This window comes from Streptomyces sp. NBC_01214 (assembly GCF_026340975.1).
Classification (GTDB): Bacteria; Actinomycetota; Actinomycetes; order Streptomycetales; family Streptomycetaceae; genus Streptomyces.
Genome location: NZ_JAPEOS010000001.1, coordinates 2,575,001 through 2,590,090 on the forward strand (window position 1 = coordinate 2,575,001; position 15,090 = coordinate 2,590,090).

General features: G+C 69.8%; 11 protein-coding genes, 2 rRNA genes and 1 pseudogene (1 of these 14 running past the window's edge). 11 read left to right on the forward strand and 3 right to left on the reverse strand.

The genetic code is table 11. The features are described 5' to 3' along the window. The 4 genes and pseudogenes from OG594_RS12355 to OG594_RS12370 all read left to right on the forward strand — a co-directional run. Positions 1-2,767 (forward strand): 23S ribosomal RNA (locus OG594_RS12355); it begins 356 nt to the left of the window's first position. A gap of 106 nt (positions 2,768-2,873) precedes the next feature. Further along, positions 2,874-2,990: ribosomal RNA gene (gene rrf, locus OG594_RS12360) — 5S ribosomal RNA — on the forward strand. A gap of 183 nt (positions 2,991-3,173) precedes the next feature. Beyond that, positions 3,174-3,908, forward strand: a pseudogene (locus OG594_RS47060) (tetratricopeptide repeat protein); the annotation flags it as partial. Positions 3,909-4,622: 714 nt separating this feature from the next. Then, complete coding sequence (locus tag OG594_RS12370) at positions 4,623-5,441, forward strand: tetratricopeptide repeat protein (RefSeq protein ID WP_266602855.1); 819 nt, start codon at positions 4,623-4,625, stop codon at positions 5,439-5,441. A gap of 67 nt (positions 5,442-5,508) precedes the next feature. On the opposite strand, the gene OG594_RS12375 is transcribed toward OG594_RS12370, so the two are convergent. Further along, positions 5,509-6,780 (reverse strand): DUF1015 domain-containing protein, encoded by a 1,272-nt coding sequence (locus OG594_RS12375; RefSeq protein ID WP_266598110.1) that lies wholly within the window; start codon positions 6,778-6,780, stop codon positions 5,509-5,511. 114 nt (positions 6,781-6,894) lie between these two features. Here OG594_RS12375 and OG594_RS12380 point away from each other — a divergent pair, with 114 nt between their 5' ends. From OG594_RS12380 to OG594_RS12395, 4 genes are read left to right on the forward strand one after another with little or no spacing between them, the layout of a single operon-like run. Then, on the forward strand, positions 6,895-7,974 hold the full coding sequence (locus OG594_RS12380) for an HAD hydrolase-like protein (protein WP_266598112.1): 1,080 nt from the start codon (positions 6,895-6,897) through the stop codon (positions 7,972-7,974). 50 nt (positions 7,975-8,024) lie between these two features. Beyond that, positions 8,025-9,092 (forward strand): iron ABC transporter permease, encoded by a 1,068-nt coding sequence (locus tag OG594_RS12385; RefSeq protein WP_266598114.1) that lies wholly within the window; start codon positions 8,025-8,027, stop codon positions 9,090-9,092. A 20-nt stretch (positions 9,093-9,112) separates the two neighbouring features. Continuing rightward, positions 9,113-10,183, forward strand: a complete 1,071-nt coding sequence (locus tag OG594_RS12390) for an iron chelate uptake ABC transporter family permease subunit (protein ID WP_266602857.1) — start codon at positions 9,113-9,115, stop codon at positions 10,181-10,183. Positions 10,184-10,188: 5 nt separating this feature from the next. Continuing rightward, on the forward strand, positions 10,189-11,010 hold the full coding sequence (locus OG594_RS12395) for an ABC transporter ATP-binding protein (protein ID WP_266598116.1): 822 nt from the start codon (positions 10,189-10,191) through the stop codon (positions 11,008-11,010). 115 nt (positions 11,011-11,125) lie between these two features. On the opposite strand, the gene OG594_RS12400 is transcribed toward OG594_RS12395, so the two are convergent. After that, a complete protein-coding gene (locus OG594_RS12400; RefSeq protein WP_266598118.1) occupies positions 11,126-11,473 on the reverse strand; it encodes an SCP2 sterol-binding domain-containing protein in 348 nt (115 codons plus the stop codon). A 64-nt stretch (positions 11,474-11,537) separates the two neighbouring features. Between OG594_RS12400 and OG594_RS12405 the strand changes: the two genes are divergently transcribed. The 3 genes from OG594_RS12405 to OG594_RS12415 are packed head-to-tail and all read left to right on the forward strand — an operon-like array spanning position 11,538 to position 13,562. Further along, positions 11,538-11,798 (forward strand): hypothetical protein, encoded by a 261-nt coding sequence (locus OG594_RS12405; RefSeq protein ID WP_266598120.1) that lies wholly within the window; start codon positions 11,538-11,540, stop codon positions 11,796-11,798. A 7-nt stretch (positions 11,799-11,805) separates the two neighbouring features. Continuing rightward, entirely contained in the window at positions 11,806-12,621 is an 816-nt protein-coding gene (locus tag OG594_RS12410) for a TlyA family RNA methyltransferase (RefSeq protein ID WP_266598122.1), read from the forward strand. After that, positions 12,618-13,562 carry an NAD kinase gene (locus OG594_RS12415; protein WP_266598124.1) on the forward strand — a complete coding sequence of 315 codons (945 nt, stop codon included), beginning with the start codon at positions 12,618-12,620 and terminating at the stop codon, positions 13,560-13,562. The genes OG594_RS12410 and OG594_RS12415 overlap by 4 nt, the downstream gene beginning before the upstream one ends. A 5-nt stretch (positions 13,563-13,567) precedes the next feature. On the opposite strand, the gene OG594_RS12420 is transcribed toward OG594_RS12415, so the two are convergent. Then, positions 13,568-14,974, reverse strand: coding sequence for an FAD-binding oxidoreductase (locus OG594_RS12420; protein WP_266598126.1), 1,407 nt, complete (start codon positions 14,972-14,974; stop codon positions 13,568-13,570). Positions 14,975-15,090 lie beyond the last annotated feature (116 nt).

Sequence of the window (15,090 nt, forward strand, 5' to 3'; positions counted from 1 at the left end):
AGTCAGAAACCGTTGATGTAGTCGAAGGACATGCGAAAGGTCCGGCGTAGAGGGTAAGACCCCCGTAGACGAAACATCAGCGGCTTGCTTGCTCATCTCCCAAGTAGCACGGGGCCCGAGAAATCCCGTGTGAATCTGGCGGGACCACCCGCTAAGCCTAAATATTCCCTGGTGACCGATAGCGGATAGTACCGTGAGGGAATGGTGAAAAGTACCGCGGGAGCGGAGTGAAATAGTACCTGAAACCGTGTGCCTACAAGCCGTGGGAGCGTCGCTCATTGGGTTTACCCAATGGGTCGTGACTGCGTGCCTTTTGAAGAATGAGCCTGCGAGTTAGCGGTGTGTAGCGAGGTTAACCCGTGTGGGGAAGCCGTAGCGAAAGCGAGTCCGAATAGGGCGATTGAGTTGCACGCTCTAGACCCGAAGCGGAGTGATCTAGCCATGGGCAGGTTGAAGCGGAGGTAAGACTTCGTGGAGGACCGAACCCACCAGGGTTGAAAACCTGGGGGATGACCTGTGGTTAGGGGTGAAAGGCCAATCAAACTCCGTGATAGCTGGTTCTCCCCGAAATGCATTTAGGTGCAGCGTCGTGTGTTTCTTGCCGGAGGTAGAGCACTGGATAGGCGATGGGCCCTACCGGGTTACTGACCTTAGCCAAACTCCGAATGCCGGTAAGTGAGAGCACGGCAGTGAGACTGTGGGGGATAAGCTCCATGGTCGAGAGGGAAACAGCCCAGAGCATCGACTAAGGCCCCTAAGCGTACGCTAAGTGGGAAAGGATGTGGAGTCGCAGAGACAACCAGGAGGTTGGCTTAGAAGCAGCCACCCTTGAAAGAGTGCGTAATAGCTCACTGGTCAAGTGATTCCGCGCCGACAATGTAGCGGGGCTCAAGCGTACCGCCGAAGTCGTGTCATTGCAGCAATAGGGCCAACGCCCGCTGTGATGGGTAGGGGAGCGTCGTGTGCCGGGTGAAGCAGCAGCGGAAGCTAGTTGTGGACGGTTCACGAGTGAGAATGCAGGCATGAGTAGCGATACACACGTGAGAAACGTGTGCGCCGATTGACTAAGGGTTCCTGGGTCAAGCTGATCTGCCCAGGGTAAGTCGGGACCTAAGGCGAGGCCGACAGGCGTAGTCGATGGACAACCGGTTGATATTCCGGTACCCGCTTTGAAACGCCCAATATCGAATCAGGCGATGCTAAGTCCGTGAAGCCGTTCCGGACCCTTCGGGGAAAGGAAAGTGGTGGAGCCGACGAACCAGACTTGTAGTAGGTAAGCGATGGGGTGACGCAGGAAGGTAGTCCAGCCCGGGCGGTGGTAGTCCCGGGGTAAGGGTGTAGGCCGAGGGGTAGGCAAATCCGTCCCTCATTAAGGCTGAGACCTGATGCCGAGCCGATTGTGGTGAAGTGGATGATCCTATGCTGTCGAGAAAAGCCTCTAGCGAGTTTCATGGCGGCCCGTACCCTAAACCGACTCAGGTGGTCAGGTAGAGAATACCGAGGCGTTCGGGTGAACTATGGTTAAGGAACTCGGCAAAATGCCCCCGTAACTTCGGGAGAAGGGGGGCCATCACTGGTGATAGCACTTGCTGCTTGAGCTGGGGGTGGCCGCAGAGACCAGCGAGAAGCGACTGTTTACTAAAAACACAGGTCCGTGCGAAGCCGTAAGGCGATGTATACGGACTGACGCCTGCCCGGTGCTGGAACGTTAAGGGGACCGGTTAGTGACCTTTCGGGGTTGCGAAGCTGAGAACTTAAGCGCCAGTAAACGGCGGTGGTAACTATAACCATCCTAAGGTAGCGAAATTCCTTGTCGGGTAAGTTCCGACCTGCACGAATGGCGTAACGACTTCTCGACTGTCTCAACCATAGGCCCGGTGAAATTGCACTACGAGTAAAGATGCTCGTTTCGCGCAGCAGGACGGAAAGACCCCGGGACCTTTACTACAGTTTGATATTGGTGTTCGGTTCGGCTTGTGTAGGATAGGTGGGAGACTTTGAAGCAGCCACGCCAGTGGTTGTGGAGTCGCCGTTGAAATACCACTCTGGTCGTGCTGGATGTCTAACCTCGGTCCGTGATCCGGATCAGGGACAGTGTCTGATGGGTAGTTTAACTGGGGCGGTTGCCTCCCAAAGGGTAACGGAGGCGCCCAAAGGTTCCCTCAGCCTGGTTGGCAATCAGGTGTTGAGTGTAAGTGCACAAGGGAGCTTGACTGTGAGACCGACGGGTCGAGCAGGGACGAAAGTCGGGACTAGTGATCCGGCGGTGGCTTGTGGAAGCGCCGTCGCTCAACGGATAAAAGGTACCCCGGGGATAACAGGCTGATCTTCCCCAAGAGTCCATATCGACGGGATGGTTTGGCACCTCGATGTCGGCTCGTCGCATCCTGGGGCTGGAGTCGGTCCCAAGGGTTGGGCTGTTCGCCCATTAAAGCGGTACGCGAGCTGGGTTTAGAACGTCGTGAGACAGTTCGGTCCCTATCCGCTGTGCGCGTAGGAATATTGAGAAGGGCTGTCCCTAGTACGAGAGGACCGGGACGGACGAACCTCTGGTGTGCCAGTTGTCCTGCCAAGGGCATGGCTGGTTGGCTACGTTCGGGAGGGATAACCGCTGAAAGCATCTAAGCGGGAAGCCTGCTTCAAGATGAGTATTCCCACCTCCTTGAGAGGGTAAGGCTCCCAGTAGACGACTGGGTTGATAGGCCAGATGTGGAAGCCCGGTAACGGGTGAAGCTGACTGGTACTAATAGGCCGAGGGCTTGTCCTCAGTTGCTCGCGTCCACTGTGTTAGTTCTGAAGCAACGAACAGTTGCTGGTTTCTAGAGCTAGAACATAACTACAAAGTGTGCTTGTTCGCTCGAAACCGATAGGGTTTCGGTGGTCATAGCGTTAGGGAAACGCCCGGTTACATTCCGAACCCGGAAGCTAAGCCTTTCAGCGCCGATGGTACTGCAGGGGGGACCCTGTGGGAGAGTAGGACGCCGCCGAACAATCTTTCAAAGGACCCTTGGTCCAGCGTTCAACGCTGGACCAAGGGTCCTTTTTTGTTTTTACCTCTTTACGCCGAAGCGCGGCCATGGGTTGGTTGCGCGAGAATGACTAGCGGTACCCCGAAGACAGGAGTCACACCCATGTCCAACTCTCCCGACGATCGTCCGGAGCGCGAGCCTCGGCGCAACGACGGCGGTGACAGGGGCGGCTACCGCGGGGGCCGTGACGACCGTGGCGGCGACCGTCCCCCGTTCCGTCGCGACGACCGTGGTGCCAGTGGCCGGCCGTCCAGCAGCGGTGGCGGCTTCCGTCGCGATGACCGTGGTGGCCGTCCCTCCGGTGGTGGCGGTGGCTTCCGCCGTGACGACCGTGGCGGCGACCGTCCGTCCTACCCGCGTCGTGATGACGACCGTGGTGGGCGTCCCTCCGGTGGTGGCGGCGGTTTCCGCCGCGATGACCGCGGTGGCGACCGCCCCAGCTTCCCGCGTCGTGATGACCGTGGTGGGGACCGTCCGTCGTACCCGCGTCGTGACGATGAGCGTGGTGGGTTCCGTGGCGGTCGTGACGACCGTGGCGGCGACCGCCCGTCCTACCCCCGTCGCGATGACCGTGGTGGCGACCGTCCGTCGTACCCGCGCCGTGATGACGACCGTGGTGGCCGTCCCTCCGGTGGTGGCGGCGGCTTCCGCCGTGACGACCGTGGCGGCGACCGCCCGTCGTACCCCCGTCGCGATGACCGTGGTGGTGACCGTCCCTCGTACCCGCGTCGTGATGACGACCGTGGTGGGCGTCCCTCCGGTGGTGGCGGCGGTTTCCGTCGTGACGACCGTGGTGGCGACCGCCCGTCGTACCCCCGTCGTGACGACCGTGGCGGGGACCGTCCCTCGTACCCGCGTCGTGACGATGACCGTGGTGGGTTCCGTGGCGGTCGTGACGACCGCGGTGGCGACCGTCCGTCGTACCCGCGTCGTGATGACCGTGGTGGGGACCGTCCGTCGTACCCGCGTCGTGACGATGAGCGTGGTGGGTTCCGTGGCGGTCGTGATGACCGTGGCGGCGACCGTCCCTCGTACCCGCGTCGTGATGACGACCGTGGTGGGCGTCCCTCCGGTGGTGGCGGCGGTTTCCGTCGTGACGACCGTGGCGGCGACCGCCCGTCGTACCCGCGTCGCGATGACCGTGGTGGAGACCGTCCGTCGTACCCGCGTCGTGACGATGACCGTGGTGGGTTCCGTGGCGGTCGTGATGACCGTGGCGGCGACCGTCCCTCGTACCCGCGTCGTGATGACGACCGTGGTGGGCGTCCCTCCGGTGGTGGCGGCGGTTTCCGCCGCGATGACCGTGGCGGCGACCGTCCGTCGTACCCGCGCCGTGACGATGACCGTGGTGGGTTCCGTGGCGGTCGTGACGACCGTGGCGGCGACCGCCCGTCCTACCCCCGTCGCGACGACCGCGGTGGCGACCGTGGCGGCTACCGTGGTGGCCGTGACGATCGCGGTGGTGACCGTGGTGGCTACCGTGGTCGCGATGACCGCGGCGGCGACCGCGACTTCCGCGCGGACCGTGACCGGGACCCGGTCAAGCGGCTTCCGATCGACGAGGACGTCACCGGCCTCGAGATCGACGCCGATGTGCGTCAGGAGCTGCTGAGCCTGCCCAAGGGCCTGGCCGAAGAGGTTTCCAAGAACCTCGTCATGGTCGCGCGGCTGATCGACGAGGAGCCCGAGCAGGCGTACGCGTACTCGCGCATCGCCCTGCGGCTGGCCTCCCGCGTCGCCGCCGTCCGTGAGGCCGCCGGCTTCGCCGCGTACGCCACGCAGAAGTACAGCGAGGCCCTCGCCGAGTTCCGCGCCGCCAAGCGCATGACCGGCTCGGTCGAGCTGTGGCCCGTCATGGCCGACTGCGAGCGCGGCCTCGGCCGTCCGGAGCGGGCGCTGGCCATGGCCGGCGAGCCCGAGGTGCAGAAGCTGGACAAGGCCGGTCAGGTCGAGATGCGTCTGGTCGCGGCCGGTGCCCGGCGGGACCAGGGGCAGCTCGAAGCGGCCATCGTGACCCTGCAGAGCCCGGAGCTGGCCTCCAACTCGGTCCAGCCCTGGACAGCACGCCTGCGGTACGCCTACGCCGACGCCCTGCTGGCGGCCGGTCGTGAGGACGAGGCGCGCGAGTGGTTCGGCAAGACCCTCGAAGCGGACAAGGACGGGGCCACCGACGCCTCCGACCGTCTCGCCGAGCTCGACGGCGTCGAGTTCGTCGACGCCTCGATCGACCTGTCCGACCTCGCCGGGGACGAGGACGACGACGATGAGGACGACGAGGACGCGGCGGAGATCGCCGCGGCCGAGCGCGCCTCCGACGTCGCCGAGTACTACGACGAGGACGACGAGGAGTACGAGCCGCTGGAGCAGTCCGAGGCCGACGCCGACGCCGATGTCGAGGGCGACAAGGCCTGAGGCACGGTGACGTGAAGAAGGGCGGTACCCCGACCGGGGTACCGCCCTTCTTCATGTCCGGAAGTGGTCAGCCCAGGCCGCGCAGGACCAGGCCGGTGGCCGGTTTCGGGCCGAAGGACGTGGACTTGCGGGGCATGGTGACGCCCTGGCGGGCCAGGTCCCGTACGACTTCCTCGCGTACGGGATGCAGCAGGACCGCCGTGCCGCCGTGCCGCTCGGCCATGGCCACCGTGGACGCGGCGTCGTGGATGTACGTGATCTGGTCCGGCGCGTCCGGGACGTGCCAGAGGGCGTCGAGCAGGGTCGCGTGCAGGACGGTGGCGTCCAGCCGGCGCCAGGCCTCGGGGCGGTCGTGGCGGACCGTGGTGTCGAGGAGCGCCAGGTCGGGGTCGGTGACCAGGTGGAAGGCGCCGTCGCCGGCGATCAGGAAGGCGTTGCCGCGTTCCGAGGCGTCCGCGAGGGTGTCCAGGGCCAGCGGCAGCGGTCCGGCGACCGGGCGGACGCGGAAGTGGCCGTCGAGGGCGGCGAGGGCGTCCGCCACCGGGAGTCGGCGCAGCATCCGGTGGATGGCGCGGACCTGTAGCGGATAGCGGGCGGTGTCCACGAGGAGGACCAGGCCGAAGTCCCAGGCGGTGGGGGAGTCGTGCTCCTCCTGGAGGCGCAGGTACGTCGCCCAGCGGTGGTGGCCGTCTGCGATCAGGGCCTGCCGGTGGCTGAGGTCCGCCATGACGGTGGCGAGTTCGGCCGGATCCGTGATGGCCCACAGACGGTGCTGGAAGCCGTCCTCGGTGGTGGTCGACAGGAGCGGGGCGAGCCGGGCGGTCCGTTCGACGACCGCGGCCGCTCCCGTGCCGGGGTCGTCGCCCCGGTAGGTGAGCAGGAGGGGTTCGAGGTTGGCGGAGGTGGCCCGCATCAGGCCGGCCCGGTCGGTGACCACGTCCGGCATGACGTCCTCGTGCGGCAGGACGATGCCGGCGTCGGCGGTGGACAGGGCGAGGGCGCCGATGAGGCCGCGCTGGAGCAGGCCGGCCCGGCGCTGCTCGTACACGTAGAGCGCGGGCTCGGGGTCGGCGCTGAGGATGCCCTGGGCGAGCCAGTCGTGCAGGGTGCGCGCGGCCTGCTCGTTGCGCGCGGCCGGGGTGCCCGCCTGCGGGAGGATCAGGCGGACGATGTTGTGCGGGTCGGCGGATTCGAGGTGGTCGACTCCGTCGGGACGCACGACCACGTCGTACGGCGGAGAGGTGACGGCGGCGAGGCTGCCGACACGCTCGGGGACGTAGCGCAGGCCGTGGAACGGGATCAGGCGCAGCCCGTGCTCCGCAGTACCAGATGTGGTCATTGGTGCATGGTAAAACGCGTCTTGCCATGCGGGATGATCGGGGCAGTACGGAATCGGACAAGGTCGATCTCCCCCCAGCTACCGCTGGGAGTGGCCCCGAGAGGAGCGGACAGGATGACCCGGCAGAGCAGGACCAGTCCCGCGGCGAGTGAGCAGAGCCTGCACCAGGCGTACGACACCGCCCTGCTGGATCTGGACGGGGTGGTGTACGCGGGGGGCGCGGCCATCGCGTACGCGGTGGAGTCCCTCGCCACGGCCCGGGCGGACGGGATGCACCTCGCGTACGTCACGAACAACGCGCTGCGGACGCCGGACGCGGTCGCGGAGCACCTGGGCGAGCTGGGCATTCCGACGGAGGCGGCCGAGGTGATCACCTCGGCGCAGGCGGTGGCCCGGCTGATCGCGGAGCAGGTGGAGCCGGGGTCGAAGGTGCTGGTGATCGGCGGGGACGGGCTGCGGGTCGCGCTGCGCGAGCGGGGTCTGGTGCCGGTGGAGTCGGCCGAGGAGGAAGGGCTCGCGGCGGTCGTCCAGGGGTACGGGGGTCCCGACCTGCCGTGGGGGCGGTTCGCCGAGGCCTCGTACGCGATCAACCGCGGGGTGCCGTGGTTCGCGTCGAACACCGACCTGACGATTCCCGGCGCGCGGGGGATCGCGCCGGGCAACGGGGCCGCGGTGGAGGTCGTACGGATCGCCACGGGTGCGGAGCCGCAGGTGGCGGGCAAGCCGCTGCCCCCGATGCACCGGGAGACGGTGTTGCGGACCGGGGCGGAGCGGCCGTTGGTGGTGGGGGACCGGCTGGACACCGACATCGAGGGCGCCTTCAACGGGGAGGTGGACTCGCTGCTGGTGCTGACCGGGGTCACGGACGCGGAGCAGCTGCTGCGGGCCGAGCCCAGGCACCGTCCGACCTATGTGGACCGGGACCTGCGGGGGTTGCTGGCCGGGCAGCCGGAGGTGGAGCCGTTCGCGGAGGGGTTCCGTTGCGGCGGCTGGACGGCGGTCGCGACGAACGGCGGCGTGCTGGAGCTGCGCGAGGCCGGAGAGGCCGGAGAGACCGGAGCGGGTTGGGCAGCCGGGGAGGCCGGGGATCCGCTCGACGGGCTGCGGGCGCTGTGCGCGGCGGCCTGGACGGTGGCCGGGGACGGGGTTTGCACCCTCGATGCGGCGAAGGCCCTGGCCAGGCTGGGTCTTTAAGGGCCGTCCGGGGGATCCGCCCGTGCGGAGGGTAGGTTAGCCTAACCTGCGTGTTGGTCGAGAGTCCCCCTGAACCCGAACGGAGCGCGGCGCCCGACGAGGGCGCCGACGCCGCCGTAGCCCGCCCGCGCCATGCCGCGCGCGCCGCCGGTCTGCTCGCCGCTCTTGCGGTGCTGGCACTGATCGCCGTCGTGAGCATCGCCGTGGGCGCCAAGCAGATGTCCCTGGACGAGGTCTGGCACGGCCTGTTCGCCTACGCGGGTACGCCCTCCGACGTGGTGGTGCGGGATCTGCGGATCCCGCGCACCCTGCTCGGGCTGATGGTCGGGCTCGGACTCGGCCTGTCCGGTGCCGTGATGCAGGCGCTGACCCGGAACCCGCTGGCCGAGCCCGGCATCCTCGGCGTCAACGCGGGTGCCGCGGCCGCCGTGGTCTCCGCGATCAGCTTCTTCGGCGCGAGTTCGCTGAACGAGTTCGTGTGGTGGGCCTTCCTCGGAGCCGCCTTCGTCTCGGTCCTCGTGTACGTGCTCGGCGGCAGCCGCAGCGCGACCCCGGTGCGCCTCGCGCTCGCCGGTACGGCGGCCAGCGCGGCGCTCGTCGGCTACATCAACGCCGTGCAGCTGATGGACAGCAAGGCGCTGGACAAGCTGCGCTTCTGGACGGTGGGTTCGCTGGCCTCGGCCAACATGGACACCGTCCGGCAGGTGGCCCCCTTCCTGCTCGTCGGCGCGGTGCTCGCGCTGGTGCTGGGCCGGCCGCTCAACGCGATGGCGATGGGCGACGACACGGCGCGGGCGCTCGGCGCCCACCTGACGCGGACCCGGATCGGCGCCATGGTCGCCATCACCCTGCTGTGCGGTGCGGCGACCGCCGCCTGCGGTCCCATCGTGTTCATCGGGCTGATGGTCCCGCACCTCGTGCGGGCCTTCACCGGCCCCGACATGCGCTGGGTGCTCGCGTACTCGGCCGTCCTGTCGCCGGCCCTGCTGCTCGGCTCCGACATCATCGGCCGCGTCGTCACCCGGCCCGCCGAACTGCAGGTCGGCGTCGTGACCGCGCTGATCGGCGGCCCGGTCTTCATCTACCTGGTTCGGCGCAAGAGGATGGCCCAGCTGTGACCGCGACCGCGCCCACGACCGTGACCGCGCCCGACACCCCCCGCAAGGGCCGTCGGTCCGGCCCCCGTCCGCTGCGCCTGCCCGGCGGGCTCTCGTTGCGCGTCGAGCGGCGCGCCCTGGCCGTCGGGGTGCTGCTGACCGTCACGGCGCTCGCGATGGCCGTCGTGCTCATCGGCACCGGCGACTTCGAGATCGCGCCGTGGGACGTCGTACAGACCCTGCTCGGCAACGGCACCCCCGCCACCGACTTCATCGTCAACGACCTGCGGCTGCCGCGGGCCCTGGTCGCGCTGCTCGTCGGCGCGGCGCTCGGCGTCTCCGGAGCCGTCTTCCAGTCCGTCTCCCGCAACCCGCTGGGCTCCCCGGACATGCTCGGCTTCGGCTACGGCTCGGCGGTCGGCGCGCTCGTCGTCATCATCCTGTTCAAGGGCGGCGCCACCGAAGTGGCCGTCGGCGCGCTGGTCGGCGGTCTGCTGGCCGGAGTCCTCGTCTACGTGCTCGCCTACAAGCAGGGCATCCAGGGCTACCGGCTGGTGCTGGTCGGCATCGGCGCCTCCGCCGTCCTGATCGCCGTGATCCAGTACCTGATCACGAAGGCCCAGCTGATCGAGGCCACCCGTGCCATGGTCTGGCTGACCGGCTCGCTGGCCGGCCGGGACTGGGCTCAGGTGTGGCCGCTGCTCGCGGTGTGCGCGGTGCTCTTCCCGCTGGTCCTCGGGCAGGGCCGGGCCCTGCGGATGATGGAGATGGGCGACGACGCCGCGTACGCGCTCGGGGTGCGGGTGGAGCGGACGCGGATGCTGCTGATGCTCGCGGCGGTCCTGCTCACCACCGCGGCGAGCGCTGCGGCCGGGCCGATCAGCTTCGTCGCGCTGGCCGCGCCGCAGCTGGCCCGGCGGCTGACCCGCTCGCCCGGCGGGAACCTGGTGAACGCCGCCCTGATGGGCTCGGTGCTGCTGATGGTGTCCGACTGGGCCTCGCAGCGGGCCTTCGGCGCCGACCAACTGCCGGTGGGCGTGGTGACCGGCCTCGTCGGCGGTGTCTACCTGCTCTGGCTGCTCGTCACCGAGCGCAAGGCGGGACGTATATGAACCTGATGAGGAGTACCCAAGTGCAGCGGCTGACCGCGGAGAACGTGACCCTCGGCTACGACCAGCGGGTCATCGCCGAGAACCTGTCGGTGGAGATCCCCGACAACTCCTTCACGGTGATCGTCGGTCCCAACGCCTGTGGCAAGTCCACGCTGCTGCGGGCCCTGTCGCGGATGCTGAAGCCGTCCACCGGGCGGGTGCTGCTGGACGGGCAGGCCATCGGGTCGATGCCCGCGAAGAAGGTCGCCAAGACCCTGGGCCTGCTCCCGCAGTCCTCGATCGCGCCCGACGGCATCACGGTGGCCGACCTGGTTTCGCGCGGCCGGTACCCGCACCAGGGGCTGCTGCGGCAGTGGTCGGCCGAGGACGAGCGGGTCGTGAACGAGTCGATGGCCTCGACCGGGGTCGCCGAACTCGCCGACCGGGCCGTGGACGAGCTGTCGGGCGGGCAGCGGCAGCGGGTGTGGATCGCGATGGCGCTGGCCCAGCAGACGCCGTTGCTGTTGCTCGACGAGCCGACGACGTACCTGGACATCCAGCACCAGATCGACGTGCTGGACCTGTGCGCGGAGCTGCACGAGACGCAGGGGCGGACGCTGGTGGCGGTGCTGCACGATCTGAACCACGCGGCCCGGTACGCCACGCACCTGATCGCGATGCGGGGCGGGAAGGTCGTCGCGGAGGGGCCGCCGGCCGAGGTGGTGACGGCGGAGCTCGTGGAGAAGGTGTTCGGGCTGCGCTGCCAGGTGATCCCGGATCCGGAGACGGGGACGCCGCTGGTGGTTCCGGCGGCGCGCAAGGCCCGTGTGGGGGCCCGGGCCGAGTAGCCTCCGGCCGGGTGGGCGGTTTCGGGTGCGGGCCGGTTGCCGGGGGCGCTGCCCCCGGACCCCCGCGCCTCAAACGCCGGCGGGGCTGGTGGGGCGGGGGTGTCGGCGGGTGGGGCTAGAGCATCGCTTTGAGGCGGAGTAGGTCGCGGAAGCCGGCCTCCAGTCTGACGCGGCCCGAGGCCCAGGCCTTCGCGAACTTCAGCTGGCCCGCGACCAGGGCCACGAGGTCGTCGCCGGTCATCGCGAGCCTGATCTCGGCCTTCGACGCGGGCGGGCCCGGGGCGACCGCGTCCACCCGGATCCGGCCCGCGTCGAGGCGGCCCGTGAACGTCTGGTCCAGGTCGGTGATGTGGCAGCTCAGGGAGCGGTCGAACGCGGCCGCGCCGCGCACGCCGCCGTCGGCCCGTGCGAGATTGCCGGAGAGGTTGTCGAGTGCTTCGCGGCACTCCTGGATCGTAGCCATCGTGATCACGACCGTACCGCAGAGCCATGCGTGGTCGCGGGGCGCTTCGAGGTAGCGTCGGGGCATGACCGACGAAGCCGCCGACCCGCGAGTCGATGCCGCCGCACAGCACGCCGGGCCCGCCGGGCCCGTGGCGCTGGGCATCGTACGCACGCCCACCGGCCACGCCGGCGTGGACGCGCACCTGGCGCGGCTGGCGGACGCGGACCACCTCGAGGCGGACGGACACGTCGAGGTGTACGAGGATGTCCACCGGGGGCTGCGCGAGGCGCTGACCGCGCTGGACGCACCGCCCGTCCCCGGACCGTACGAAAACAGGAGCTGAACCGAACGTGGCAGGAGTGGCACGCCGCCGCCTGGACGCCGAACTGGTACGCCGCAGCATGGCCCGCTCGCGCGAGCACGCCGCACAGCTGATCGCCGCGGGCCGGGTGACCGTGGGCGGCACCACCGCGACCAAGGCGGCCACCCAGGTGGAGACCAGCGCGGCCCTGGTGGTCCGCAAGGACGACAGCGACCCCGACTACGTCTCGCGGGGCGGCCACAAGCTGGCCGGCGCGCTGGCGGCCTTCCAGCCGCAGGGGTTGGCCGTCGAGGGCCGCCGCGCGCTGGACGCCGGCGCCTCCACCGGCGGGTTCACGGACGTGCTGCTGCGCTCGGGCGTGGCCCACGTGATGGCCGTGGACGTCGGCTACGGGCAGCTGGCCTGGTCGCTGCAGAGCGACGACCGGGTCACGGTCAAGGACCGTACGAACGTGCGCGAGCTGACGGTGGAGCAGCTCGACGGGGTCCCGGTCGACCTGGTCGTCGGTGACCTCTCGTTCATTTCCATCGGTCTGGTGCTGCCGGCGCTCGTGCGCTGCTGCGCGCCGGACGCGGACCTGGTGCTGATGGTCAAGCCGCAGTTCGAGGTCGGCAAGGACCGGCTGGGCAGCGGCGGCGTGGTGCGCAGCCCGGAGTTGCGGGCCGAGGCCGTACGCGACGTCGCGGCGCAGGCCGCGAAGCTGGGGCTGGGCGTCCTCGGGGTGACGGCGAGCCCGCTGCCGGGCCCGTCGGGGAACGTCGAGTACTTTCTGTGGCTGCGGGCGGGGGCACCGGCACTCGACCCCACGGATGTTGACCGTGCAGTAGCGGAGGGGCCGCAGTGACAGATTCAGCGGGTTCGGCGGGTACAGCGGGTTCACGTATTTCAGGGGAAGGGCGGACGGTCTTCCTGCTCGCGCACACCGGGCGGCCTGCGGCCATCCGCAGCGCCGAGCTGGTCGTGCAGGGTCTGCTGAGGTGCGGACTGGGCGTACGCGTCATGGAGCACGAGGCGGTGGACCTGCCGCTGCCCCCCGAGGTGGAGCTGGTCACCGAGTCCACCCCTGGGGTGCTCGACGGGTGTGAGCTGCTCATCGTCCTCGGCGGGGACGGGACCCTGCTGCGGGGCGCGGAGTTCGCCCGCGCATCGGGGGTGCCGATGCTGGGCGTCAACCTGGGCCGGGTGGGGTTCCTCGCCGAGGCCGAGCGCGACGACCTGGACAAGGTCGTGGACCGGGTGGTGACGCGCTCGTACGAGGTCGAGGAGCGGATGACCCTCGACGTGATCGTGCGGACGAACGGCGACGTGGTCCACCGGGACTGGGCGCTGAACGAGGCCGCGGTCCAGAAGGTGTCCCCGGAGCGGATGCTGGAGGTGGTCCTGGAGATCGACGGGCGTCCGGTGACCGGTTTCGGCTGCGACGGGATCGTCTGCGCGACTCCGACGGGCTCCACGGCCTACGCCTTCTCGGCGGGCGGGCCGGTGGTCTGGCCGGAGGTCGAGGCGCTGCTCATGGTGCCGATCAGCGCGCACGCGCTGTTCGCGAAGCCGCTGGTGACCTCGCCGACCTCGGTGCTGGCGGTGGAGGTGCAGAACGGCACTCCGCACGGCGTGCTGTGGTGCGACGGGCGGCGCACGGTGGAGCTGCCCGCCGGGGCACGGGTCGAGGTGCGGCGCGGTGCGGTGCCGGTGCGGCTCGCCCGGCTGCACCACGCGTCCTTCACGGACCGGCTCGTCGCCAAGTTCGCGCTGCCGGTGTCGGGGTGGCGCGGCGCGCCGCACTGACGGGATCAGGGGGCGGCGGGTGGCCGCGGCCCTTCGAAGCGGCCCCGGGCGAACACGCCGTGCGGGTCGAGGGCGTCGCGCAGCCGCCGGTGCAAGACGGTGTGCGGGGCGGGCAGGGGATGGTCGACGTCCGGCCGGTACGGCAGCCAGCCCCGCGCGGCGAAGGCCGTGTGCAGCCCGTCCAGGGTGCGGTGGGCCCGCCGGGCGGCGACCGGGTCACCCGGGGCGAAGCCGATGGTCACCACGTGGTCGACGGTGTCCGCGTCCAGCACGTTCATCGTGATGCCGGGCGCGGCGGCGTCCGCCGTCGCGCCCCGCACCAGCCCGGCCGCCTCCGCCACCGCCGTACCGCGGAACGGCACCAGGGGCAGGAACATCAGCAGGCCGCGCTCGCGGTCCAGGCAGCGGGCGCAGCAGCCGCCGGTCTTGCGGCGGAACAGGGTGTCGGCCGGGTCGGGCCACCCGGCGTAGGCGGCGTGCACGTCCGCGTCGGCGGCCTCCGGGGGAGCGTGCTCGAAGGGGGACCCGGGGGCGCGCACCCGGTCGCCGACGACACGGGCCAGGGCGTCGGTGACCTCGGGGTCGCCGGTGAGGCAGACGTGCGCCAGGTAGCGGTCCCGTACGCCGTAGGTGCGGGCCGCGACCGGGTCGTAGATCTTCGTGGTGGCCGGGACGAGGTGCCCGGCCGTCCATTCCCGCAGGACGTCGACGGCGGCCGTCAGCCGGTCCGGCGGGAAGGTCAGGGGCAGGACGGCCACCGTCCGGGGGCGGGGCCGCAGGCGGACCACGGCGGCCGTCACGGCGGCCCAGGACGCTTGTGTGAACAGGTGGTTGAGGGAGGGGCCGGAGCCGTGCGGATGGACGACGGCCGGCCCGTCGGGCACCGGCCACCAGCCGGTCCGCACGCACTGCCCGTCGGCGAGGACGAGTTCCAGGCCGGCGAGGTCCTCGGCGCGCGTCCGGTGCAGTCCGACGCCCCGCTCAAGGAGGTTGCCGATGATGCTGGTGTGGCGTGAGGCGCCGGTGAGGTTGAGTACGCGGTCGGTTCCGGTCAGCCGCTGCGCGAGCAGGTCCTGGGTGACGCCCGGCTCGACGACCGCGTAGCCGCGCAGGGCGTCGATCTCGCGGATGCGGTCGAGGCCGGAGAGGTCCAGGACGGCGGCGCCGTCCCGGACCGGAAGGGCAGAGCCCAGGCCCCAGTTGCGGCCGGTGCTGACGGGGTGGAGCGGGACCGGGGCGGATCCGCCGCCGTCGGAGGAGGGCCGGGCCGCCCGGGCCGCCGCCCGTACGTGGCCCACCACCTCCTCGACGGTGCGGGGACGCAGCAGCCCGGCCAGCCGGCGGGGGCGGAACCGGCCCGCCTCCGGCGGGGACGCGGAGGCGGCCGGGGCGTCCGTACGCGGGGTGGTCATCCTGGTGCCTCCTGGGCAGCGATGTGGGGCGGGCGGGGCGCGGGGAGGGGACGGGCGACGGGGGCCGGGACAACGTGGTGGAGAAGCGATTCCGCTGTCCCCCGGACGGACGAACC

Bases quoted from the DNA above. Each gene is read 5' to 3' on its own strand.
- OG594_RS12375 (WP_266598110.1), bottom strand. From the start codon at position 6,780: ATGACCACATCTGGTACTGCGGAGCACGGGCTGCGCCTGATCCCGTTC.
- OG594_RS12380 (WP_266598112.1), top strand. From the start codon at position 6,895: ATGACCCGGCAGAGCAGGACCAGTCCCGCGGCGAGTGAGCAGAGCCTG.
- OG594_RS12395 (WP_266598116.1), top strand. From the start codon at position 10,189: ATGAGGAGTACCCAAGTGCAGCGGCTGACCGCGGAGAACGTGACCCTC.
- OG594_RS12400 (WP_266598118.1), bottom strand. From the start codon at position 11,473: ATGGCTACGATCCAGGAGTGCCGCGAAGCACTCGACAACCTCTCCGGC.
- OG594_RS12405 (WP_266598120.1), top strand. From the start codon at position 11,538: ATGACCGACGAAGCCGCCGACCCGCGAGTCGATGCCGCCGCACAGCAC.
- OG594_RS12420 (WP_266598126.1), bottom strand. From the start codon at position 14,974: ATGACCACCCCGCGTACGGACGCCCCGGCCGCCTCCGCGTCCCCGCCG.